The organism is Acinetobacter guerrae (assembly GCF_009372255.1).
GTDB lineage: Bacteria > Pseudomonadota > Gammaproteobacteria > Pseudomonadales > Moraxellaceae > Acinetobacter > Acinetobacter guerrae.
Window position 1 is genome coordinate 1 of the sequence record NZ_LXGN01000006.1, and the last position, 25013, is coordinate 25013.

The following is a 25013-nucleotide window of genomic DNA, read 5'->3' on the forward strand; positions in this document are numbered from 1 at the left end:
AACTCAATACAAATCCTTCAAACCTTAACCCTAAAAGCCAAGATCTTCATCGTGTATCGCGTCGGGATGCTGCGTATTCTATACAGTTTTTAAACCAGCGCAACCCCTGAAAGCATTTATTTTCAATGGATGTGCTTTTTTTCGTCGATTCAGCCTTGAGCGTTCAACAAATGAACGTAAATTGATTATTCTTCAAACTAACCATAAAAAAAGTACACGCGAGCATGTACTTTTGGAGCGAATTGTATCTCTTGATGCTTTAGTGAATATGATAGTTACCCCTTACATCAATGACTTCTCGAATCATTTGTTGTCTACCCACATAGCTTTCCCCAAAGAAAAATACTTTTGCCCGATATGGGAGTCTTGACATGACCATGCTCGACAATTGGTAATTTTCAACAACATCTAATTTATCTAGATAATAATGCGCTAATAAATACTGTTCTTCTTCTATAGCGACTGGATCTGTGTCAAATAAAAAAGTGATAAGCCAATTGAGGTGTTGTTGATCAAATCCCATGGATAGCTCTCCTCTCGTTGTTTTTATTTACTAAATCATCGTATTACTGCATGAATATCTTTTTTACTGAATAAAGCTTGTCTAAATGTTATGGATAGATGTGAGGTTCTCCTTAAACATGCTGTTGAATTTTTTGTTTAATCTATTTATACCGTAGTTTTTTAAGTTGTACAGGATTTATTTGATCTTTAATCAGGCAATAAAACTGATTTTATTTTCAGTTTTGTTGGGCTTATTTTATGTATTTATGCTCAGAAACAAAGTGATACTCACCATAGTCGTACAGGTCATATTCATAATTTAACAAAGTTTTCACTTATATATAAATAAAAAGCAGACTTATCGTCTGCTTTAGATAACACTTGAAAAGTTATTCTGCTTTAGTCGGTAAATGTGACTCGAGCAATCGCTTTTTTGCCTGCCTGAATGATATAGGTCTTGTTTTCTTTGACAGAAAAATTGGCATCAATCACATTCCAATCTACTTTGACTGCCCCACGTGCAACAGCATCTTTAGCTTGAGCTGCATTTTTAGTCAGACCTGCCAAACGTAAAATAGAGGCGATAAAGATTTCTCCACCAAATTCACCACGAGAAATAATCACCTCTGGAGTATCTTCTGGAATTTCCCCCTCGGTAATAATATTTCCAGCACCTTTATGTGCATTGGCAGCTGCTTCTGTCCCATGAAAACGCTCAACCAACTCAACCGCAAGAATCTTTTTCAATTCCTGTGGATTACGACCATCAGCCATTTCTTTGAGCAGACCTTGAATCTCATTCATTGACTTGAAACTGAGTAATTCGAAATAACGCTCAATCAAGGTATCTGGCATCGAGAGGACTTTTTGATACATCGCACCAGGTGCATCAAATACGCCAATATAATTGCCCAATGATTTGGACATTTTATTCACACCATCCAATCCTTCAAGAATTGGAACCGTGATACACACCTGTGATTCTTGCCCATAGCGGCTTTGTAAAGTGCGACCCATGAGCAAGTTAAATGTTTGGTCTGTTCCACCAAGCTCTACATCTGCTTCGAGTGCAATCGAATCGTAGCCTTGAACCAGTGGATATAAAAATTCGTGAATGGCAATCGGCTGATGGTTGTTATAGCGCTTGGTGAAGTCATCACGTTCTAGCATGCGCGAAACCGTTTGCTGACTCGCTAATTGAATCAGATCAGCGGCCGATCTTTGATTAAACCATTCGGAGTTAAAACGAACTTTGGTTTTATTTGGATCAAGAATTTTGAAAACCTGTTCCTGATAAGTTTTGGCATTCGCCTCCACCTGTTCACGAGTTAACGGCGGACGTGTCGCACTTTTACCCGTTGGATCGCCAATCATGGCAGTATAATCACCAATCAAGAATGTCACTTCATGACCTAAGTCTTGAAAAGTTTTGAGCTTGTTGATCAATACTGTATGACCAAAATGCAAATCTGGTGCAGTTGGATCAAAACCCGCCTTAATTTTTAAAGGACGATTTTCCTTGAGTTTCTTAAGCAGATCCTCTACAGAAATAATTTCATGAGTTCCTCGTTGAATGAGGGCAAGCTGTTCTTCAGCAGGCAAGAAATTTGACATCACAAAACCTAAACACATCAGTTATTCAATTTGTGCGATATACTAACACTTTTTCAGCAGATTGCAGGCGAAGTTACTCATGACATCGATCTATATTGGGGTAATGACCGGTACCAGCATGGATGGGGTCGATTTCGTTGCTGCCTCATTTGATCCCTTACATCTTCATGCGACTTTAACCATTCCTTTTGAACCAGAGTTACGTGATGAATTAATGGCACTGACCCTGCCAGGGGATAATGAAATTGATCGAATGGGTAAAGCCGATGTAACACTTGCCGAGCTGATTGGTCATGGGATTAATGAGCTGATTGAAAAGAATCATTTGGATCGTAGTCAAATTAAAGCAATCGGTTCCCACGGACAAACGATTCGCCATCGTCCTGAACATGGATTTACCTTACAAATTGGCGACCCCAATATCATTACTGAAATTACCCAAATTCCTGTAATTTCTGATTTTAGGCGTCGGGATATGGCTGCGGGCGGTCAAGGTGCGCCATTGGTTCCTGCATTTCATCAAGCGATTTTTCAGCATTCCAGTATTCATCGTGTGATTTTAAACTTGGGCGGTATTGCCAATGTCAGTCTGCTTCCCGCAGGGCGACCAGAAGCCGTTTATGGTTTCGATACAGGTCCTGCCAATATTTTAATGGATGCATGGTGTGAGCGTTATACAGGCCATCCTTATGACGAAAATGGCAATTGGGCGGCTTATGGTCATCCCATTCGCGGTTTATTAGAACGCTTGCAAGCGCACGAGTTTTTTTCAAAAGAGCCTCCAAAAAGCACAGGACGTGAAGACTTTAATATTGACTGGCTAGATGATCAGCTTGCAGATTGGCGTAATGATGAAATGGAATATGATGAGCTAGAAGATACCCCTGAAAATGTACAAGCAACCCTGTTGAAACTCACCACACGCGCGATTAAAAAAGCAATTTATCGTTCTGATTTAGATACTGGTGAAGTGTATGTTTGTGGTGGAGGCGCTTATAACTCACATTTATTAGAACAACTTCGCTGGCGTTTACGCAAACATAATTGGTCAGTGCAAAGTACCAGTGTACTTGGATTATCACCAACATGGGTAGAAGCGACCGCATTTGCATGGCTTGGCATGCGCTTTATGAATCAACAAAGTGGTAACTTGCCTTCGGTTACAGGCGCTAAGGATTTTAGAATACTAGGAACAATAACCAGTGTTTAAATTGTTTGATGATTTGATTACGATCGCATAAAAAAATCCCCTATTGGGGATTTTTTATACATCAAATTTTAGATCGAAAATGAAGAACCACAACCACAGGTTGTTGTAGCATTTGGATTTTGCACGATAAAACGTGAACCCTCTAGGCCTTCAAGATAATCTACGACAGAACCAACAAGATATTGATAGCTTAATGAATCGACCAACATGGTGACATCGCCATTTTCAAACTTGGCATCATCTTCATTAGCACTTTCAGCAAAATTAAAACCATAAGAAAAGCCAGAACAACCACCACCTGTCACGTAAACACGCAGCATTAAATCCTGATTCCCTTCGCTGTCACGGAGTTGACGCACTTTTTTGGCAGCATTATCTGAGATAACAAGAGTTTGGGCATTCATGATGGGTATTCCTCAACCTAAATCTGATGTCTTATAAAGAAAAAGACCATATACAGTATAACATACACAATATATGGTCAGTTCTGGAAGTTTAAACTTTATTCAGAGTATTTGTATCAGGATTATTTATAATTCTCGTCCTGTAATGCACACTCAAAGTTTTTCGGATTTTCCTTACAACGGAATTGCCACAATAGTTTCATCATACGCTTATCATAAATCCCTTTTTTGGTCAGGTTTATACGCGATTCACGCATCAACTTTTGATAGCCAGGTTTATCTGCTTCAGGAACATCCATCCAGTACTTTTGAGGAATATCAGCCTTCATTTTACCTAAAATAGTAAAAGAACGCGGCAACTGGGTTTTAACCCAATCGCGTGATTTTTGACCAAATCCAGCAGGGAATTTATCGGGACGAATAATGAGATTTCCTGTGACCTGTAAAATAGGATAATTAACGATCGCGCCTTTGGTTCCCAAACCTTTATGCAACTCTAGCGCTTTAAAAGCTGCGGCTGGCGCCCCAATAATATCGACCTGATGGTTATTAAATTTTGCTCCAAAATTAGTGACATCCGCACTGACTGCTTGCGCACCAATTTGCTGAACCATTATTTTTTGTGCTTCATCGTAGTCTAAAACTGCAATTTTTTTGCCTGCGGCTTTGGCAACTGTATTGATATTGCGGTCATTAACCAATAAATACGCGTCACCAATAGGAATAACGCCAACGACTTCATATTGACCCTGAGTCATATATTTGGCAAATGTAGGACTAGATAGCCCCTGCATGATCTTCACTGCAAGCTTGAGATCTGTAATTGCTCCAATTGCATCAAGTGAACCCGTAAATGCATTAAATTGGCGACCACGTAAACCTGTGATACTCACTCCATCACATTTACCCGCTTTAAAATCATCCGCAATTACACTTTCATTCTGGCTGACTTTTAGCTCAATATCAGCCCCCCAGTTTTTAGCCGCGAGCTGATAGTCTTTCATCACACTATAAACGTCGCCATTTTTTCCGACCAAATCGAAAACACAAATGGTTTGCTTGGCCTGCACCCCCATTGATGCTGCAAATAAGCCAGTTGTGATTGCGAGCGTTTTTGTCCATTTCATATGCGTACCTTCCATTATTACCTTTGTTCTTTTTCTGATTGATAAGCATGCAAATGCAACCGCGCACTTTGTCATGTTTCAGTCCAGTTAAAATCTATAATTTCACATTTGTAATAAATAACATGTTTAAAACCATCTCTGGTTTCTAGTGTCACTCATCCATGTGAATTGTATAATTTGGTTTTAGATTATCAATTTTTAAATCTGCATCAATGGCTCAACTGACAGTATTTTAGAAATAAAAAAACTCGGAAATAATTCCGAGTTTTCTTAATCAAATCAATATTATTCGCCAGCCATTGAACATTCAAAATTGGCTTTATCTACTGAGCAACGCGCTTTTTTCAATACAGACATCATACCCGCATCGTACACACCGCGTTTCGTCAAATCGATACGACCGTCACGAAGAAGTTTTTGATATTTCAATTTGTCTTCTGCGGTTAGATTCATCTTGTATTTAGCAGGAATTTGCGCTTCAAGACGATTGATCATAGCAAAGCTTTTCGGTAATTGTTTAGTGAACCAATCACGAGATTTTTGACCAAAACCAGCAGGGAATGCATCAGGGCGAATCACCAAGTCAGCAGTAACATGCAGAACTGGGAAATTCATCATCGCACCATTCGTTCCTAACCCTTTATTTAACTCAAGTGGTTTGTAGGCATAAGCTGGTGCACCCACCATATCAACCTGACCATTGTTAAATTTTGCAGCAAAGTTAGAAATATCTGATAAAACCGCTTGAGCACCTACACGTTGAACCATGATTTTTTGCGCATCGTCATAACCCAATACTGCAAACTTTTTACCTGCTGCTTTTTCTACAGAGTTAATGCTTTTGTCACGTACGAAGATAAACGCTGAACCAAGAGGTGCAATCCCTGCGACTTCGTATTTTTTACCGCCTAGATTTGAAGTTAATTTTGCTGCATTACGCGCATCAAGCACATAAGTAATTGCACGTTGTGCAATCTGGTTATTTGGAACACCACCCAAAGAATCGATTGAACCTGCAAATTTATTGTATTGGCGGGCACGCATAGCGGTCATGCTTACTGCATCACATTTACCCGCTTTAAAATCATTATCTGCAACCGCTTCGTCCTGACGCGGAACCAAAGTAATATCAGCACCCCAGCCTTTAGCTGCCAATGCCCATTCTTCCATCATTTTATAAGACTCGCCCGATTTCCCTAGCAAGTCGAATACACATACTGTTGCGGCTTGAGCTGTTACCGAAAAACCAGCTAAAGTAGTTGCGGCCAGAGCAAATGCAATTTTTTTCATATTGTTGTTCCTTTGTATGTAGCAAATTTCCAGTTAGAAGTATCCTTACACGGCAAATATTAATCGGGTTATTTAAAAAAAAATAGAGTATTTACTCCACTTTTTGTGGAAAAATGAATATTTATTGTACAAAATCGTGAATGAATTCTTATTTTTGGTAATAATCACTAAAAAACATATGAACAAAAGATTAAAATATAAAGAGTTTCCTTGAACTATATTTTTTAATGTACGAAGAAAACTCTCAAGTCATTTTACTCTGGCTGTCTTATTCACCGCCAAGGGAGCATTCAAAATTGGTACGCTCTACAGTACAACGTGCCCGTTTGAGTACTGTCATCATATTTGGATCGTAAATCCCTTGTTTTGCCAGATCAATACGCCCATCACGTAATAATTTTTGGTATTTGACTTTTTCGTCATTACTTAAATTAATTTTGTATTTATCTGGGATACCTGCCTCTAAACGGCGAACCATTGCAAAATTTTTCGGTAATTGATTAAGAAACCAATTACGTGATTGTTGACCAAAATTGGTCGGAAATTTATTTTGTCGAATAATCAGATCGGCTGTAATATTTGCAACTGGAAAATTGATCATAGCGCCATTACTGCCTAAGCCCTTTTGAATTTCCAGAGGTTTATAGGCATAGGCGGGTGCAGGGACAATATCAACTTGTCCACTATTAAATCTGGCAACAAAGTTAGAAATATCAGACGCTACAGGCACAGCCCCAACACGTTGACTCATAATTTTCTGCGCTTCATCATACTGCAAGATCGCAATTTTCTTACCTTTGGCACGCTCAAGATTATTCACATTACGATCACGTACAAATAAATAAGCCTGACCAATTTGTACAATCCCTGCAACTTCATATTTGTCACCATCAATTGTCGTGGTAAGTCGATGATTATTGCGTTTGTCCAATACGAAGGTAATGGCTTTTTGTGCAATAGAGTTATTTGGAACTGCACCAAGTGCGTCGACTGAACCTGCAAATTTGTTATAAGGGCGCGCACGCATTGAGGTGATGTAAACGCCATCGCATTTACCTTCACGAAAATCTTTTTCAGCCTGTGCCTCATCCTGACGTGGAATAAGATTAATATCTGCATTCCATGCTTTGGCAGCCAATGCCCACTCTTCCAACATTTTGTAAGAGTCACCTGCCTTTCCCAACAAATCAAAAGCACAGACATTAATTTGGGCATGAGCCGTCGTGATACATCCCAACAACATTGTTGTACCCACGATCGAAAGTCCTTTTTTCATCATCGTATTCCTTATCCGACTTGTTTTTGCTTAGTTTTTGTTCTGTACTTATTACTATAGTAAGCTTGAATCAATAAAAATAGAGTTTTAGCTCTATTTAAACTAAAATCCTGTAAATTTTCTGACGAAATGCATGGGTTTTTAGACACAATTCATGTTTTTTAAAAGAATCAATAAACAAGTAAAACTTTGTCTTATTTTGCATATCCCTTTAAAATAACCCCCTTTCTTTATGATGTTGCGTGTTCATTTCCATGATTCAGCTTGAACAGTTTTCAATTCGCCGCGGCGGACGTGTTTTATTTCAAAAAGCATCGATGCAACTGCATCCAGGCTGGAAAATTGGTTTAACAGGCGTAAATGGTGCAGGAAAATCCACTTTATTTTCAGCATTATTGGGTGGGATTGAAGCAGATAGCGGTAGCTTAAGTCGTCCGAATGTGTGGACAGTGGCACACATGGCACAAGAAATTAAAGCCTTAGACATGAAAGCGCTTGATTTTGTGTTATCAGGAGATGAAGAATATTGGACGATTCAAAATCAACTTGATGATCCAGAACAATTAAATAATGATCAATTGGCTGATTTATACAGCCGCTTTGATGAAATTAATGGCTATTCTGCCTCAGCTAAAGCCTCTCAATTGATGGCAGGTCTGGGTTTTTTTGAACATCAATCACAATTAGATGTATCCAGTTTTTCAGGCGGCTGGCGTATGCGTCTCAATCTGGCACGTACTTTGATGAGCCGTTCAGATTTATTATTGTTGGATGAACCGACCAACCATTTGGATCTTGATGCGATTTTATGGCTAGAAGACTGGCTAAAGAGTTACGAAGGAACTTTGGTTCTCATTTCACATGACCGTGATTTTTTAGATGCGATCACTGATCATGTTTTACATATTGAAAATCAAGAACTTACACTTTACACAGGGAACTATTCAACCTTTGAAACAACGCGTGCCGAACGTTTAGCCCAACAACAACAGGCTTTTGAAAAACAGCAGGAAACTCGCGCACATTTACAAAAATATATCGATCGATTCAAAGCTCAAGCCACCAAAGCGCGTCAAGCTCAAAGTCGGATCAAACAACTAGAACGGATGCAAGAACTTGCACCTGCGCATGTAGATACCCCGTTTACCTTTAGTTTTCGTGAACCAACCAAAATGAGTTCACCACTTTTGGCATTGGAACATGCTGATATTGGCTATGCAGCTAAACTCATTGTGACCAATGTTAATTTACAAATTACACCCACCAGCCGAATCGGATTGCTCGGTATGAATGGTGCAGGAAAATCAACGCTCATTAAATCTTTGGTGGGCGATCTTCCACTTATTCAAGGGCAACGCTACGCATCAGAATTACTCAATATTGGTTATTTTGCGCAACATCAAATGGATGCATTGGATGGCAATGCCAGCCCGATGCTACAACTGTCACGCATTGCAGATAAAAAAATCAGTGATGCGACTTTACGTGCATTTTTAGGCAGTTTTGGTTTTAGTGGCGAACGCATGGACACGCCAAGTGAAAGCTTTTCGGGTGGCGAACGTGCGCGTTTAGCATTGGCACTGATTGTCTGGCAGCGTCCTAATGTTCTTATTTTAGATGAACCAACCAACCATTTAGACTTAGATATGCGTCATGCTTTAACCATGGCATTGCAAGACTTTGAAGGCGCGGTGGTTTTGGTTTCACATGAACGTCAATTGATTGCCAGTGTTTGTGATGAACTGATTTTGGTTCACAACGGTCATAGCAAAAGTTTTGACGGCGATTTAACCGATTATGCCAACTGGCTGCGTCAAGCGCGTAATGAAATGATCAAAAAAGGACAGCAACCTGCTGCGCCTATTGTTTCAGAAGTGATCGCGCAACCCGCAACGTCTAAACTCGATAAAGAAGCCTTACGAAAGGAAGCTGCTCAACGTCGTGAGCTAACTCGTCCTATTCGTAAAAATATTGAGAAATGCGAAAGTCAGATTGAAAAATTTCAGCCACGTTTAGCTGAAATTGAAGCATTACTTGGCGATAGCTCACTCTATGAAGCCGATCGCAAAGACGAGTTACTCAAACTCATGAATGAGCAAACTGAACTTAAACAAAAACTGGAACAAGCTGAAGAACAATTATTGGAACTGCTGATGCAACTAGAAGAACTTGAGGGTTCTTTTGGCGAATAAAAAATAAAAGTCGGGTTGTAAAATTTAAAACATTACAGCCCGATACATTTTATTGCTTAGCGTTACATCTCAAAAGCTGATCAAGCCCAATTCGACTTTGACAATATGCTCTTTTAATTAAGAATTTTTATTAAAAAAAATTAAGATACTGATTTTTATAAAAAATAAAACTTAACAAAGCAGCATATAAAGCTGCTATTTTTTGATTAAAACACTATAAAGCCTTACACAAGCACCGCACAGGCCACTCAAAAACTGAATTACTCTCATTTGCAAGGCACAGCATTGACGCTGTTTTAAGTTTGATTTACTGACTTGCCTACTTGATACAAAGATCAAGTCAATAACATGAAACATCATGAAAATATGAGGGATAATCTCATGGCAACTATCAATGTACAAGATATTCAACATCATGCCGAAGTGGTCGGATCAGATCATCAACATGTCGGAACAGTCGATCATTTAGATGGTCAAGATAAGATTAAACTGGCAAAAAATGATCAATCAGCCAATGGTCAGCATCATTATATTCCAACTCAATGGGTACAGCAGATTCAAGGTAATCAGGTAATACTCAATAAAACAGCTGATCAAGTTTTCCAGCAGTGGCAATAAACTCAGTTGCAGGAAGTTATAATGAATATGGAAATTCAAAAAAAACAGGCGCTTTGTGCGCCTGTTTTTTAACCTGACTTCTATAGTAAGATTAGGTATCAATATCCGCATTTAGTGCATTTTCTTCGATGAAGGCACGACGCGGTTCAACATCATCACCCATCAAGCAACTGAACATTCGATCTGCTTCAATCGCATCATCAATGGTGACTTGCAGCATATTGCGGTTTTCAGGATCCATGGTCGTTTCCCAAAGCTGCTCTGCATTCATCTCACCCAAACCTTTATAACGCTGGATCATCATCCCACGGCGTGAATCCTGCAAAATTTGCTGCCAGACTTGATGGAAATTATTCACATTAATCTTGCGCTCGCCTTTTTGCAAATACGCGCCTTCTTCAAGCAACTTAAACCAGCTCTTGGAGTTTTTCAGTAAACGCGCATATTCTGCCGAATTGAGCAAACCTGCATCTAACAGATAATGATGCGGCAAGTTATGTACATAGACAGTGACACGTGGCCAGCAGTGAATCGATTTTTCACCTGCGGGTGTTTCTCGCTCAAAGCTTTCCAGACTAATCTCTGGTCGTAAACTTGGCTGTAGTTTTTCAATGGTTACGCGTAACTGATCAGCCCATTGTTCCACATAAGGACGATCCTGACTCTGATCCGCCTTAAATGGTTCAACTTCTAACAGTGCATCTAACAAACTCGCAGGATAACGCTGAGTGAGGCGCTGTAAGCTCTTTTGAGAAACCTGATAATCTTCAATTACTTTTGCCAAAGCCTCACCATTGATGGCAGGTGCATCAGCACTGATATGCAATTCCAGATCATCAATCGCATTGGAAATCAGGAAACTTTCTAAGGCTTCATTATCCTTAATATATAGTTCCTGCTTACCTTTTTTCAGCTTATACAGCGGTGGCTGTGCAATATAAATATGACCACGCTCTACCAGTTCTGGCATTTGACGGAAGAAAAATGTCAACAATAGCGTACGAATATGCGAACCATCAACATCAGCATCGGTCATGATGATGATTTTGTGATAACGCAATTTATCAGGATTATATTCTTCACGCCCAATGCCACAGCCGAGTGCAGTAATCAACGTGCCAACTTCCTGACTAGAAATCATCTTGTCAAAACGAGCACGTTCTACATTCAGAATTTTACCTTTGAGTGGTAAAATTGCCTGCATTTTACGGTTACGACCTTGCTTGGCACTTCCACCCGCAGAGTCACCCTCGACCAGATAAAGTTCAGACAAGGCTGGATCTTTTTCCTGACAATCAGCTAATTTACCTGGTAAACCTGCAATATCAAGCGCACTCTTACGACGTGTCATTTCACGTGCTTTACGCGCTGCATCACGCGCACGAGCAGCATCGATAATCTTACCCGCAATAGATTTAGCTGCTTGTGGATTTTCCAACAAATATGCTGAAAATTCCTTATTCATTGCTTGCTCAACCGCAGGTTTCACTTCACTAGATACCAATTTTTCTTTGGTTTGTGAAGAAAACTTAGGATCAGGCACTTTCACCGAAATAATCGCGGTTAAGCCTTCACGAGCATCATCACCTGTCACATTGACTTTTTCTTTCTTGAGAATATTTTCATTTTCAAGATAACTATTTAAACCACGAGTCAGTGCTGCACGAAAGCCTGCCAAATGCGAGCCGCCATCTTTTTGCGGGATATTATTAGTAAAACAGCGTACATTTTCTTGGTAGCTGTCATTCCATTGCAACGCGACTTCAACACCAATTCCATTGTCTGCATCAGCAGTAAAATGAAAAATCTCGTTTAAATGGTTTTTACCTTCGTTAATGTATTTGACAAACTCAGACAAACCACCCACATAGTTGTAAATATGCTCTAGATTAATCCGTTCATCACGCAGGATGATTTTTACCCCTGCATTCAAAAATGAAAGCTCACGTAAGCGACGCGCCAAAATTTCGACATGGAAAACGGTTTGGCTGAAAGTTTCAGCGCTTGGCCAGAAACGCACAGTGGTTCCTGTCGTCGTGGTTTCACCTATAATTCGCAAAGGATATTGTGGATCACCATGCTGATATTCTTGCTCATGGATCTGACCCGCACGATGAATCGTCAATTGTAATTTTTTGGAAAGCGCATTTACAACAGACACACCTACACCATGTAAGCCACCTGAGACTTTATAACTATTATCGTCAAACTTACCACCCGCATGTAGAATGGTTAGAATCACTTCTGCGGCAGAAACACCTTCTTCAGGGTGAATATCGGTAGGAATACCACGACCATTGTCGGAAACACTGACCGATTCATCTTCATGAATGGTGACAATAATTTCATCACAATGACCCGCTAAGGCTTCATCGATTGCGTTATCGACCACCTCAAAAACCATGTGGTGCAAGCCTGTCCCATCATCTGTATCACCAATATACATGCCTGGACGCTTACGAACTGCATCTAAACCACGCAATACCTTGATACTAGAGGAATCATACGCCTTTTCATGTGATTGTTCTGTTGGAGAGGCAGATTGAGACTCTGAACTCATGGTTTCTCCCTAGCAAATTATGGATCGATCCCCAGAGGGGAAAAAATCATATGGGGACAGCACAAACCTGACCATGTTCCACATTGAACAATTGATAAGATACAGCCAGATCTTGCAGGTGCTGTTGTACAGCCTGTTGATCTAAAGTGGTAATGAAAACTTGACTACCTAACTGGCTTAATCGTTCAATTAATCGCCGCTGTGCGGCATGGTCTAATTCTGCTGTCAAATCATCTAATAATACCACAGTTTCCTTATTACTCGCATGTAACATTGCAATCTGTGACAGTTTTAAAGCCATCATCAGGAGCTTTTTCTGCCCCCGTGATAGCACATCATCCGCATCGCCCAATGGGGTTTTTAAACGCAAATCGGCACGATGTGGACCATATTCGGTGTAGCGTCGTTCTATATCTTTTTGATGATATTGAATCAAATCCTGCAACAGCCCATGTTCTTGATGGAATCCCGATTGATAATCGAGTTCAATCGATAATTCAGGCAAAAGCAGGTTTAAATCTTGTTGTAAAAACACCTGCCATTTTTCAATAACCACTGTACGTTGTGTATGTAAAATTTCGCCGTACAGTGCGAGTAATTTATTCCAAGGTTCAAGCTGTGCAAGCGAAACTTGTCGTGAATTTTTAAGTAAGCTATTACGTTGCTTTAAAGCACGCGAATACTGCTGCCATGTCGCATAAAAATCAGGTTCCACGTGAAACATCAGCCAGTCTAGCATTTGTCGTCGTGGTTTAGCTCCATGATCCAAAATATCTGTACTTTGTGGATCGATATGTTGTAAAGGAAGTAATTTTGCTAATTGACCTTGCGTTGCCACGGGATCGCCATTCACTTTAATCAACTGCTCGCCCGTGGCAAGTTTACGCATTCCTACTTTTTCAGTCGTCGACTGAGCAAAAACAATCGCATCAGGCGTACCATGTTGAATGTAATGTTTGGGTGTATAGGTACGAAAAGAGCGTCCAGTCGATAGCAAATGAATTGCTTCTAGCACTGAGGTTTTGCCCGAGCCGTTAGCGCCATAAAAAATATTAAACGGCTGCAACCCAGAAAGTGCAACCGTTTTTAAATTGCGCACACGCTCTATATTTAAACGTGTAATGTGCATCTGATCATCAGTTCTTTAGACACGCATCGGCATAACAACATAAGTCTGATCCGTATGAGTAGGATCCTGTACCAAGACCGATTGATTCGCTTCTGACATCGTCATACTTACATCATCACCATCTAATACACTCAATACATCCAGTAAATACTGGGCATTAAATGACATTTCCATAGAAGTGTTTTGATATTGAATGGCTAAATCTTCAATTGCCTCATCCTGTTCAGGGTTATTGGCACGAAGCTGTAATACATCAGGATTAAAGTTTAAGAAGACACCACGTAATTTTTCATTACTTAAAATTGCGACACGTTGCAAAGATTGTTTAAATACATCATGCGCAATTTGTGCGTGTTTATCACCACCACGAGGGATTACACGGCGATAATCTGGGAATTTACCATCAATCAACTTCGTGGTAAAACGAACTGTAATGTCACCCTGTTCTTTATCACGACTTGGTGTGGTAATCGTCACATTGAGCAATTCACGGCCAATCAGCAAACGTAATTGTTCATCTTCAATACTTAATAAACGCTGCAATTCACCAACCGCTTTACGAGGCACAATGGCTTGTACCAATTGAGTCGCATTAGAAGAAGCTAAAACTTCACACAGAGCCAGACGATGACCATCTGTAGTCACAGCACGTAGTTGATTTTCATCAATTTCTAGTAAAGTTCCAGTCAGATAAAAACGGACATCCTGAACTGCCATAGCAAAAGCAGTTTTTTCAAATAGGCGCTTGAGTTCACGTTGAGTGACCTGAACCTGTGTACCCTGACTATTTTCAGTATTGAGTAAGGGATAATCTTCTGCGGGTAAAGTACCCAACACAAAACGGCTATTGCCTGATTTTAAAATACAACGCTGGTCTTCTGTAATTTGCAGATCAATCAACGCCGCTGATGGTAATGATTTACAGATATCCATTAATTTACGTGCTGGAACTGTCGTTTCACCCGCTTGTAAACAAGCCCCTTCAGCCAATGTGGTACTGGCAACAAGTTCTACTTCCAGATCAGAACCAGTAATGGTCAAAGCCTGATCAGTCGCCTGAATTTTAACGTTTGAAAGAATATTTAAGGTATGACGACGCTCCACCGCTCCTACAACGTGGGACAGAACATTGACTAAACTTTCTTTAGCGATTTTCAAACGCACAATTCATTCCTCTAACAACTGAAGGCAATTATTTCATTTTTTAGCTGTGTACTATGCGGGAGTTGATACGACTTTGCAACTGCCCTGATGCTTAACTTTGCAGTAAACGCAACAAGTTTTTATAGTCTTCATTGAAGATCGGATCTTCATCTTTCAAACTTTGTACTTTTTCACAAGCATGCATGACCGTACTATGATCGCGTCCACCAAAAGCCATACCAATTTCAGGAAAACTATCCCCTGTTAATTCACGTGCCAATCCCATCGCCAGTTGTCTTGGTCGTGCATAAATTCGGGTACGTTTTGGCCCAATCAATTCTTTGAGCGGAATACGGAAATATTCACTGACCACACGCTGAATATTTTCCACACTAATGGTTCGTGCACGAATGGCTAGCACATCTTTTAAAGATTCTCTTACCACATCCAGATCAATTTGCGATCCCTTAAAACGGGCAATCGCCACCACTTTATTTAAAGCACCTTCTAGTTCACGAACATTAGCTACAACTTGTTGAGCAATAAACAAGGCACAATTACGCGGCAGATCTACACCACTATTTTCTGCTTTTTTGAGTAAAATCTCGATTCGGGTTTCAATATCTGGTGGTTCTACTCCAACAGAGAGTCCCCATGAAAAACGTGATACCAGACGTGGATCTAGCTCAGTTAACTCTTTTGGATAGCGATCAGAGGTCAGAATGATTTGTTTGGATTCATCCAATAACGCATTAAACGTATAAAAGAACTCGACCAGACTGGCTTCTTTACCTGCCAACAAATGAATATCATCGACCAAAAGCAAATCTAAAGAACGACAATTTTTCTTAAATTCTTCTACTTTGCCTTTTTGCAAAGAGGATACAAAATCTTGCACAAAACTTTCAGCAGTCATATACATGACCCGTGCATTCGGCTTGGCTTGTAATAACGCATTACCAACAGCTTGCATCAAGTGCGTTTTACCCAGACCCGTCGGACCATATAAAAATAATGGATTATGCTGCGATGCCCCGAGCTGGGTTAATACCTTACGACAAGTTTCTGCCGCCATCTGGTTAGAGCGACCTTCAACAAAAAGTGAAAAAGAAAATAACGGATTAAGTAAACGTTTTTTTGAATTCAAATTTTTAGCAGATGCCATTGGCGGTGTTTCAACAACATCTTTCTTAACCCGAGTCGGAGCCGCAACCGTATTTAAGGCAGCAGTGGTCGTCGCTGGTTGTTCTGTTGGGGATAAAATTGCCCCAGGACGTGAATCAACCAAAATATCAACCTGACGAACGCGCCCTTCAGATAACTGTTCAGCCAAAATTGAAATCAGTTCAAGGTGGTGTTCCTGAATATAACGTGTCCAATAAGGATTTGGCGCATATAAACGTAAGGTATCCTCCGCTTCCTCGGCAACCAAAGGGCGGATCCACATCGCAAAGACATTATCAGAGAGCTCTTGTCGCAAGCGATTTAAGCAGTCTGTCCACAGCATGTGATTCCCCTATCTCTTTTTTAAATTCAAAAAACAATATACACCCCCTTCCCAAACAAAGGGGCTGCCATTCTACCCAAGTTATCCACATCTGTCATGAACGAAACAAGTTGTTTTGTTCAAAAAGAGTGCTTTTGCTGTTTAAATTTAAATTCAAACCCACTGTGGATAAGTTTAACCACAAGCTGGGGATAGTTTTAAGCAACAAGTTATCCACAATCTATAAGTTTTATAAAAACAGAGTTATTCACAACCTAACAAGATGATTTTTAAATTTAAAGTTCGGGTTTCCACAGAAAAAACCGACCCTAATAAGAATAAATTTAAATTTTAAAATTTGAATTTATTTAATAGCATCCATGTTGCTGTGGATAATCTAGCGAGTTATGAATTTAAATTCAAACAATCTGATGATACTCATTGTTGCTTTTAAAATTGTTGATAAATATGAGAATAAGCTGTGGGTATCAAAAAAACAAGAATAAATTGAATGAATTAGATTGTGTATATTTTTTGTAGGCATGTTTCCATATTTTTATTCAAACTCATGGGTCGATCTACAAAGAGACTGAATAAAATGTAAACTTTTTGATTTTTCATTGACAGCGTGCGCGTTGCACCATAAAATCGCGAACCTTTACAGAAAGATCATATTTTGGGAGTTTCGATATGAAACGTACTTTTCAGCCCTCTGAACTAAAACGTAAACGTGTTCATGGTTTCCGCGCTCGTATGGCAACTAAAGCTGGTCGTCAAGTATTGGCTCGCCGTCGTGCAAAAGGTCGTCACAGCTTAACTGTTTAATTTATTTAAATCGTTATTACTACACGATCGGGTGTTATGACACTTTATAGCTTCGGTACAAATGTACGCTTACATTGCGCTGCTGATTTTAAAGGTGTGTTTGATGGTGCGCTTTTTAAAGTGCATCAACCCCATTTTTTATTTTTGGCAAAACCTTCTGAACAGTCTAAAAGCCGTTTAGGATTGGTTGTTGCCAAAAAAAAAGTGCGCCGTGCGCACGAAAGAAATCGAATAAAACGACTTGCACGCGAAAGCTTTCGTTTGCATCAACAACAATTAGCACTTATTGATATTGTTGTAATGCCAAAATTAGGCATTGAAGCGGTATCTAATGCTGATCTGGCTCAGCAACTTCAATTGGCTTGGCATAAATTAAACCGCCTTGCTCATAAGCATCAAAACACTGTCTCTTCCTCACTTCAAAAATAGAGATGACCAATGGTATTTATCCTGCATTGGTTGATTCGATTTTATCAAATTGCCTTGAGTCCTTTGTTTGGACCTCGTTGTCGTTATATGCCAACCTGTTCGCAATATGCACTGGAAGCAGTTCATACACATGGTGCAATGAAAGGAAGCTGGCTGGCGTTTAATCGTGTCTGTCGATGTCATCCCTGGGGGGGAAGTGGGTATGATCCTGTACCTACTAAAGCAATTCGTTTTATTTCATTTCAGCAAATAGATTCTCAAAAGCCTCACGTTGCTGTACCCTTTCGTGAGCGTTTATTAAACCAAAATCACTTTAACCACTTGGGATAATTGATATGCAACAATGGGCCAGGTTTGCGATTCTCGGAGCCATGTTTGTCACCGCATATTTGCTAATCTTGGCTTGGCAAAAAGATTATGGTCACAGCACAACTTCAGCTCAACCTGCGCCTGCCGCAGTCGTTGCATCTCATGAAGTTTCTGCGGACCTGCCGAATAGCCAGGCTACGGCGACATCGACAGATGTGCCACAAGCAAATATTGCGACACAGCAAGTTACAGATGCGACAGCACCTGTGAGTCAACAGCTTATTTCAGTACAAACTGACCTTTATCACCTCTGGATCAATCCTAAAGGTGGTGATATTGTGCGTATTGAATTACTCAATCACGATAAAGACAAAAACAGCGACCAGCCTTTTGTGATGCTGGAAAGTGATGCCAAACGCACTTATGTGGCACAATCCGGTTTAATTGGATTGAATGGCCCAGATAGTAGTCGTCAAGGTCGTCCGCAGTATGAAGTTGAAAAAACAACTTACACATTGTCAGATGCCAAAGACAGTCAAAATAAAGAAGGTAAAGCTGAAAAAGTTCTGACTGTACCTATGGTCTATAAAACGGCTGATGGTGTTGAAATCATCAAGCGTTTTACTTTCAAACAAGGTGATTATCCAGTTAATGTGAGCTATCAGGTTGTGAACCGTAGTGCGCAGAATTGGCAAGGTCAAATGTTTGGACAAATCAAGCGCGATAACTCTGAAGATCCAGGAAAATCTGATCAAGGTATCTTTACCTTAGGTACTTTTCTTGGGGGTGCATGGGGAACGCCTGACGAGCATTATAACAAGCTAAAATTTGCTAATTTCTCTGATGAAAAACTAAATGTGGATGCCAAAGGCGGCTGGGTCGCGATGGTACAACACTATTTTGTCAGTGCATGGATTCCAGGACATTTTGGTGATCAGGCTTATACAGCTAAGCTAGAATCACGAAAATCTGCCGATAATATGAACCTAATTGGCTTTACCTCACCGACAATTAATGTCCCTGCGGGTAAAACCATGACTGTTGATGCAACTTTCTACTCTGGGCCAAAAATCCAGTCAGAGTTGAAAGATCTGGCAGTTGGTTTAAATCAAACCGTTGATTACGGTTGGTTATGGCCGATTGCGAAACTATTGTTTTTAGGTTTGCAATTTTTCCATAGCATTGTGGGTAACTGGGGTTGGTCAATCATTCTTTTGACCATTTTAGTAAAGCTTATCTTGTGGCCGTTATCTTCAAAAAGCTATCGCTCAATGGCGAAAATGCGTGTCATTGCACCTGAAATGCAACGTATGAAAGAAGAGTTTGGCGAAGACCGTATGCGTTTCTCTCAGGAAATGATGGCGCTTTACAAACGTGAGCAGGTGAATCCGCTTTCAGGTTGTTTGCCCCTTCTGCTGCAAATGCCTATTTTCCTTGCTCTGTATTGGGTACTCATGGAAAGTGTGGAGTTACGTCACGCACCGTGGATGCTTTGGATTCAGGATTTATCTGCGATGGATCCATGGTTTATCTTGCCACTTTTGATGGGCGCGACCATGTTTATCCAGCAAATGCTGAACCCACAACCTGCGGATCCAATGCAGGCTAAAGTGTTCCGCCTGATGCCGATCATTTTCACTGTATTTATGCTGTTCTTCCCATCGGGCTTGGTGTTGTACTGGATCGTGAACAACAGTATTACGATTCTTCAGCAATGGTTTATTAATAAAAACGTTGCTAAAAATCGTCCAGCGACGCCAGAAGCGAGTTCTTAACTCACCTTCTGAGTTACAAAAGCTGATAAAATCCGCTCAAGATGCTAATCTTGAGCGGATTTTTTATTTCTGTTTTCTTGCAATATTTAGGTTGTTGTTATGCTTGCACAAACCACCATTACTGCTATTGCTACCCCTCCTGGTCGTGGTGGCGTGGGTGTGATTCGTCTTTCTGGCCCTAAAGCTTTTGTGATTGCGCAGGCTTTAACGGGAAAAACCTTACCTGAGTCACGTATGGCAGGCTTTCGCCAGTTTTACGATGCTGATGGTGAAGTGATGGATGAAGGTTTGGTGCTATGTTTTCCAAATCCACATTCATTTACGGGCGAAGATGTGGTGGAGTTACAGGGACATGGTGGACCTGTCATTCAAAATGCATTACTGGGTCGCTTATTTGAATTAGGTGCAAAAGCCGCGAAAGCGGGTGAGTTTTCCATGCGTGCTTTTGAAAATGGAAAACTGGATTTGGTACAGGCGGAAGCCATTGCAGATTTGATTGATGCGACTTCACAAGCTGCTGCACGTTCAGCGGTGCGTTCATTGCAAGGTGCTTTTTCGAATAAAATTAATACCGTTTTAGAAAAATTAATTCATTTACGCCTACATGTTGAAGCGGCGATTGATTTTCCAGAAGAAGAAATTGATTTTCTGGCAGATGGTAAAATTTTGGCTTTGCTCGATGAGGTTAAACAATCAGTTCACGCTGTACAGCAATCTGCACGACAAGGTCAGTTGTTGCGAGAAGGCTTACAAGTCGTAATTGCGGGCAAGCCTAATGCAGGTAAATCAAGCTTACTCAATGCTTTGGCGGGCAATGAGCGTGCGATTGTGACTGATATTGCAGGAACCACTCGTGATGTACTGCATGAAAAAATTAGCTTAAATGGCTTGCCGATCACTTTGACGGATACTGCGGGATTACGTGAAACAGGTGATATTGTCGAAAAAGAAGGGATTCGCCGCGCGATTAAGGAAATTGAACAAGCAGATCTGTTGCTGTTGGTTTACGACTTAAGTCATGGTGATGATCCATTACAGCTTGCTCAGGAATATTTCCAAGATCATCTTGATCCTAAACGTTTAATCCTCATTGGGAATAAGTCTGATTTGCTGGAGCAGACAACATTTGATGATCAATATCAAGGTTTTCGTCATGTTAGGGTTTCGGCCAAACAGGAAACTGGCGTAGAAGGACTCATAGAGACGATTACAGCGCATGCGGGCTTTCATCCAGAGGAAGACACCTTTATTGCCAGAACTCGTCACTTAGACGCAATGAAGCGCACTCAGCACTATCTAGATGAGGCACGCGAACAGCTTATAGTTTTCCATGCAGGTGAGTTGGTCGCTGAATCTTTACGTTTGGCGCAAAATGCATTGGGTGAAATTACAGGCGATTTTAGTGCGGATGATCTATTAGGTAAGATTTTTGGTTCGTTTTGTATTGGAAAATAAAAAAACACTCATGATCTTTCGGTCATGAGTGCGTGGAGAGTTTCGGAATTTATTCAGCTTAAACCTAATTTTGACTCGGTTACGTATAATTTATGTGAAAACGATTTTAATTTAAAAAATCTATCTTATAAACATCGCTAAGTTCATAAAAAATGTTTCACGTGAAACATCTGACTCAAGGTCTAAGATTCAAAGAAAATATAACAGAGCTGGTCTGTGTTTCTTTTACAATACAGCTTTGTTTTGGTTGAGTACGATGCAATGTATAAAATTTTACTGGCAGCTTTAATAAGTACATGGGCTTTTTCAAGTCAAGCCAGTGTGGAAAGTGTGCAGATTCAACTCAAACAAAAGTATCCCAAGTTAAATATTGAAAATATCCAGAAAACCGAAATGCAGGGCCTATATAGCGCGACACTGGATAATCAGATTATTTACGTCGGTGAAAATGCAGAACATATCCTAATTGGTTCTATGATTCGCTTAAAAGATCAGCATAATTTAACAAAGGATCTGGTGGTAAAAAACAAAACGATTAATTGGAATCAGTTGCCTTTGCAGGATGCAATTAAAACTGTAAAAGGGAATGGCAAACGTCAAATCGCGATTTTTTCCGATCCCAATTGTCCGTATTGCAAACAATTAGAAAATCAGCTCGATCAACTGCAAAATGTCACGATCTATACCTTTATTTATCCCATTCGCAGTCAATCGGTACAGCCTTCCAAACAAGTCTGGTGCGAAGCAAACCGTACTTATGCATGGAATAATCTGATTCGTAAGGGCATTGTTCCACAAAGTACAGTTCCCTGTGCAAATCCGATTGATCGAAATTTAAAGTTAGGTCAAACACTAGCAATTGAAGGTACACCAACTTTGATTTTTTCTAATGGATTTAAGGCGGCTGGCGTGGTTTCGGCTGAACAAATAGAATCGTTGTGGAAAGAATTTAAACTGAATTAAGCTACAAATTTCGTTTTCAATTCGAAAGGCTGATATGTCTATCAGCCTTGAATCAAATTTAAAAGATGAGTAATTTTTGTAGAGAAATTACCACCTTTATTTATATCTAGAGAAAATTTAGGCAGTTTTTTTGCTAATCAGATTATAAATAAACAGAATAATAATGGCGCCTACAACCGAGGCGATAAAGCCCGCACTGGAGTTTTCGGGATAAAGCCCTAAGGCGCGTCCGCCATAAGTTGCCAAGAGTGAACCTGCTATTCCGAGTAATGTTGTGACAATGAAACCTGCTTTATCTTCACCTGGATGAATAGCACGGGCGATTAAACCTGCAATAAAACCGACGACAATGGCAACAATAAATGACCACATAAGACGTTCTCCTTGTTTTGCTTATTCTGGTTTTACAAGTACTTGTTTTATTATAGTGAACTGTTTCAAATGATACTGATAGTCGATGATTGCTAAATCATGTTGCGTTTTTGTGCCATTTTTCCGATAAGGAATCTGCCATAAAAAATGACGCAAAACGCGCCATTTTTTGGTTACAGACCAATTTCACCAATGAAGGGTAAGTGGCGATATTTTTGGTCATAATCCAATCCATAACCCACAATAAAGCGGTCTTCAACCTCAAAGCCTAAAAACTTAACTTCTAGTTCAATTTCACGGCGAGAAGGTTTACTTACCAATGTGCAGAGTTCGATAGAATTCGGTTCACGAGTCTGTAGTATCTCCATGACCTTACTTAAAGTGTTACCTGAATCAATAATATCTTCGACCACCAACACATCTTTACCGCGAATTTCGCCATCAAGATCTTTTAAAATTTTAACGTCGCGACTCGAAGTTGTACTGCTGCCATAGCTGGAAACGGTCATAAAATCCAGTTCATGTGGTTTTTCGATGGCTCGGCATAAATCTGCCATAAAAATAAAGGAGCCGCGTAATAAACCAATCAATACCAGATCTTTTTGGCTATTGGCATAGTGAGCATTAATTTGTTCACCGAGTTGTTTGACTTTGGCTTGAATGTCTTCAGTTGAGATCATCACGCTCATTGCAACGGTCATGGGGTAGATACCTAAAACGCAAAAGTTAAAAATAAAAAAGGTGTTGACCTGCAACACCCTGAAATCTTCAATTCATCTGTAAATTTTAAAACAAAAAAGCAGATGATGCATCCCTTCTCAAATGATTAACTGTAACTATGGCTTCTTTTTGACAGGTTGATCACGCTTTAACATTAAGCCACATGCCACAGTTAGAATCATCCATTTCAGCCACGGTCTAGGTTTCACTTTTGATTTATTCGGTTTTTTGGTAGGCACATTGTCCATAAATATAAGTCGCCTCGATATTACGATCATCGCCCATAGTAAACAGCGCAAACAAGGCATCATCTAGAGATTTCGCGCGAGATTGACGCAGACTTTGCAAAGCGGTGGCTTTTAAATTCAGTACGACAAAATCTGCTTCTTTACCGACATTAAAGTTACCCAATTGATCTTGTAAATCGAGTGCTTTTGCACCGCCTATCGTGGCATGGTAAAGCGCTTCATAAGCAGATAGTTTATCGCCTTGTAGCTGTTGAACTTTATAGGCTTCACTTACGGTTTGTAAGAGATTAAAAGATGTACCGCCGCCAATATCTGTACCCAAACCAACTTTAACGCCTTGTTCCCAAGTCTTTTTCAATGGAAACAAACCACTACCTAAAAATAAGTTTGAGGTCGGGCAAAAGGCAATGGCTGAATCTGTTTGATGCATACATTGCCATTCATCTTGTTCTAAATGAACACAGTGCGCAAATACAGAACGTTGACCTGTCAAACCATAATGATGATATACATCGAGATAGCTTTTTTGTTCAGGATAAAGTGATTTTACCCACGCAATTTCATCTTTATTTTCACTTAAATGGGTATGCACATAGACATCAGGATATTCCTGTTTGAGTTGACCTGCTTTTTCTAATTGTTCTGGCGTCGAGGTCGGTGCAAAACGTGGCGTAATTGCATATAGAGCCCTGCCCTTACCATGCCATTTTTCAATCAGGGTTTTAGAGTCGTCATAAGCGCTTTGTGGCGTGTCACAAAGACCGTCTGGCGCATGACGATCCATAAGGACTTTACCTGCAATCAAACGCATCTGGATACGCTCTGCGGCTTCAAATAAGGCATCAACGGATTCAGGATGAACTGTACAAAATACCAATGCTGTCGTTGTTCCATTTTTTAACAGTTCTTGCACAAAAAAATGGGCAATGTTTTGTGCATATGCTGGGTCTTTAAACTGAAGTTCAGTTGGGAAGGTATAAGTATTTAGCCAACTGAGAAGTTGTTCACCATACGCACCCACCATTTCAGTTTGTGGATAATGGATATGGGTGTCAATGAAGCCGGGTACGATCAGTTGTTCAGGATAATGTTGAATTTCAATATTTTCAGGAAGATGAGGCTGTGCATCTTGCCATGTGCCAAACCATTTAATTTTACCATTTTCGCTAATAAGAACGCCGTCCTCAAGATAACGAACCTGATCAGGAATTTGTTGAGCCTGCTTAACTAAAGACTGGATATCTAAAAAACGACCACGAACAATGGTGGTTTGAGCAGAAGATGACATCTAAAAACCTATAACTTGTAATTTTTTCGATTGATTGTAACGTATTTCCTTCGCATTGCAGTGTTTATATGAAAAG

At 40.1% G+C, this 25013-nt stretch carries 22 protein-coding genes; 9 read left to right on the top strand and 13 right to left on the bottom strand.

Annotation, left to right across the window (positions count from 1 at the left end; all coding sequences use genetic code 11):
• Window positions 1-259: 259 nt before the first annotated feature.
• The gene (locus tag A7A69_RS05375) at window positions 260-523 is read right to left on the bottom strand and encodes a hypothetical protein (RefSeq protein ID WP_120371121.1); all 264 of its coding nucleotides are present in this window, start codon (window positions 521-523) and stop codon (window positions 260-262) included.
• Between the two features lie 380 nt (window positions 524-903).
• A complete protein-coding gene (gene tyrS, locus A7A69_RS05380; RefSeq protein ID WP_171500786.1) occupies window positions 904-2136 on the bottom strand; it encodes a tyrosine--tRNA ligase in 1233 nt (410 codons plus the stop codon).
• 61 nt (window positions 2137-2197) lie between these two features.
• Here tyrS and A7A69_RS05385 point away from each other — a divergent pair, with 61 nt between their 5' ends.
• Window positions 2198-3328 (top strand): anhydro-N-acetylmuramic acid kinase, encoded by a 1131-nt coding sequence (locus A7A69_RS05385; protein ID WP_152876519.1) that lies wholly within the window; start codon window positions 2198-2200, stop codon window positions 3326-3328.
• Between the two features lie 68 nt (window positions 3329-3396).
• Here A7A69_RS05385 and erpA read toward each other — a convergent pair whose 3' ends face one another.
• From erpA to A7A69_RS05405, 4 genes are all read right to left on the bottom strand, one after another.
• Window positions 3397-3732, bottom strand: coding sequence for an iron-sulfur cluster insertion protein ErpA (erpA, locus tag A7A69_RS05390; protein ID WP_120371123.1), 336 nt, complete (start codon window positions 3730-3732; stop codon window positions 3397-3399).
• Window positions 3733-3854: 122 nt separating this feature from the next.
• Window positions 3855-4859 carry a putative solute-binding protein gene (locus A7A69_RS05395; protein ID WP_151982298.1) on the bottom strand — a complete coding sequence of 335 codons (1005 nt, stop codon included), beginning with the start codon at window positions 4857-4859 and terminating at the stop codon, window positions 3855-3857.
• A 285-nt stretch (window positions 4860-5144) separates the two neighbouring features.
• Complete coding sequence (locus tag A7A69_RS05400; RefSeq protein WP_120371125.1) at window positions 5145-6149, bottom strand: putative solute-binding protein; 1005 nt, start codon at window positions 6147-6149, stop codon at window positions 5145-5147.
• Between the two features lie 268 nt (window positions 6150-6417).
• Entirely contained in the window at window positions 6418-7425 is a 1008-nt protein-coding gene (locus A7A69_RS05405; RefSeq protein ID WP_171406812.1) for a putative solute-binding protein, read from the bottom strand.
• Window positions 7426-7679: 254 nt separating this feature from the next.
• Between A7A69_RS05405 and A7A69_RS05410 the strand changes: the two genes are divergently transcribed.
• Window positions 7680-9617, top strand: coding sequence for an ATP-binding cassette domain-containing protein (locus A7A69_RS05410; RefSeq protein WP_152876538.1), 1938 nt, complete (start codon window positions 7680-7682; stop codon window positions 9615-9617).
• Between the two features lie 381 nt (window positions 9618-9998).
• Window positions 9999-10235, top strand: coding sequence for a DUF2171 domain-containing protein (locus tag A7A69_RS05415; RefSeq protein ID WP_120371128.1), 237 nt, complete (start codon window positions 9999-10001; stop codon window positions 10233-10235).
• 91 nt (window positions 10236-10326) lie between these two features.
• On the opposite strand, the gene gyrB is transcribed toward A7A69_RS05415, so the two are convergent.
• The 4 genes from gyrB to dnaA all read right to left on the bottom strand — a co-directional run bounded on the left by gyrB (window position 10327) and on the right by dnaA (window position 16574).
• Window positions 10327-12795 (bottom strand): DNA topoisomerase (ATP-hydrolyzing) subunit B, encoded by a 2469-nt coding sequence (gene gyrB, locus A7A69_RS05420; protein WP_152876520.1) that lies wholly within the window; start codon window positions 12793-12795, stop codon window positions 10327-10329.
• A gap of 46 nt (window positions 12796-12841) precedes the next feature.
• Window positions 12842-13924, bottom strand: a complete 1083-nt coding sequence (recF, locus tag A7A69_RS05425; RefSeq protein ID WP_120371130.1) for a DNA replication/repair protein RecF — start codon at window positions 13922-13924, stop codon at window positions 12842-12844.
• A 15-nt stretch (window positions 13925-13939) separates the two neighbouring features.
• Entirely contained in the window at window positions 13940-15088 is a 1149-nt protein-coding gene (gene dnaN / locus A7A69_RS16775) for a DNA polymerase III subunit beta (RefSeq protein WP_120371131.1), read from the bottom strand.
• Window positions 15089-15179: 91 nt separating this feature from the next.
• Entirely contained in the window at window positions 15180-16574 is a 1395-nt protein-coding gene (dnaA, locus tag A7A69_RS05435) for a chromosomal replication initiator protein DnaA (RefSeq protein WP_120371132.1), read from the bottom strand.
• A gap of 669 nt (window positions 16575-17243) precedes the next feature.
• Here dnaA and rpmH point away from each other — a divergent pair.
• From rpmH to A7A69_RS05465, 6 genes are all read left to right on the top strand, one after another.
• Complete coding sequence (rpmH, locus tag A7A69_RS05440) at window positions 17244-17378, top strand: 50S ribosomal protein L34 (protein WP_000831329.1); 135 nt, start codon at window positions 17244-17246, stop codon at window positions 17376-17378.
• A 36-nt stretch (window positions 17379-17414) separates the two neighbouring features.
• Window positions 17415-17807 carry a ribonuclease P protein component gene (gene rnpA / locus A7A69_RS05445; protein WP_120371133.1) on the top strand — a complete coding sequence of 131 codons (393 nt, stop codon included), beginning with the start codon at window positions 17415-17417 and terminating at the stop codon, window positions 17805-17807.
• A gap of 9 nt (window positions 17808-17816) precedes the next feature.
• Entirely contained in the window at window positions 17817-18137 is a 321-nt protein-coding gene (yidD, locus tag A7A69_RS05450) for a membrane protein insertion efficiency factor YidD (protein WP_152876521.1), read from the top strand.
• A 5-nt stretch (window positions 18138-18142) separates the two neighbouring features.
• The gene (gene yidC, locus A7A69_RS05455) at window positions 18143-19891 is read left to right on the top strand and encodes a membrane protein insertase YidC (protein ID WP_152876522.1); all 1749 of its coding nucleotides are present in this window, start codon (window positions 18143-18145) and stop codon (window positions 19889-19891) included.
• Between the two features lie 99 nt (window positions 19892-19990).
• Window positions 19991-21346, top strand: coding sequence for a tRNA uridine-5-carboxymethylaminomethyl(34) synthesis GTPase MnmE (gene mnmE, locus A7A69_RS05460; RefSeq protein WP_152876523.1), 1356 nt, complete (start codon window positions 19991-19993; stop codon window positions 21344-21346).
• Between the two features lie 261 nt (window positions 21347-21607).
• Window positions 21608-22309 (top strand): DsbC family protein, encoded by a 702-nt coding sequence (locus A7A69_RS05465; protein ID WP_152876540.1) that lies wholly within the window; start codon window positions 21608-21610, stop codon window positions 22307-22309.
• Between the two features lie 117 nt (window positions 22310-22426).
• On the opposite strand, the gene A7A69_RS05470 is transcribed toward A7A69_RS05465, so the two are convergent.
• The 3 genes from A7A69_RS05470 to guaD form a co-directional block, all read right to left on the bottom strand.
• A complete protein-coding gene (locus tag A7A69_RS05470) occupies window positions 22427-22681 on the bottom strand; it encodes a GlsB/YeaQ/YmgE family stress response membrane protein (RefSeq protein ID WP_004986215.1) in 255 nt (84 codons plus the stop codon).
• Between the two features lie 173 nt (window positions 22682-22854).
• A complete protein-coding gene (gene hpt / locus A7A69_RS05475) occupies window positions 22855-23382 on the bottom strand; it encodes a hypoxanthine phosphoribosyltransferase (RefSeq protein WP_120371138.1) in 528 nt (175 codons plus the stop codon).
• Between the two features lie 235 nt (window positions 23383-23617).
• Window positions 23618-24937: a guanine deaminase gene (guaD, locus tag A7A69_RS05480; protein WP_152876524.1), complete on the bottom strand. Its 1320-nt coding sequence runs from the start codon at window positions 24935-24937 to the stop codon at window positions 23618-23620.
• Between the last annotated feature and the right edge of the window lie 76 nt (window positions 24938-25013).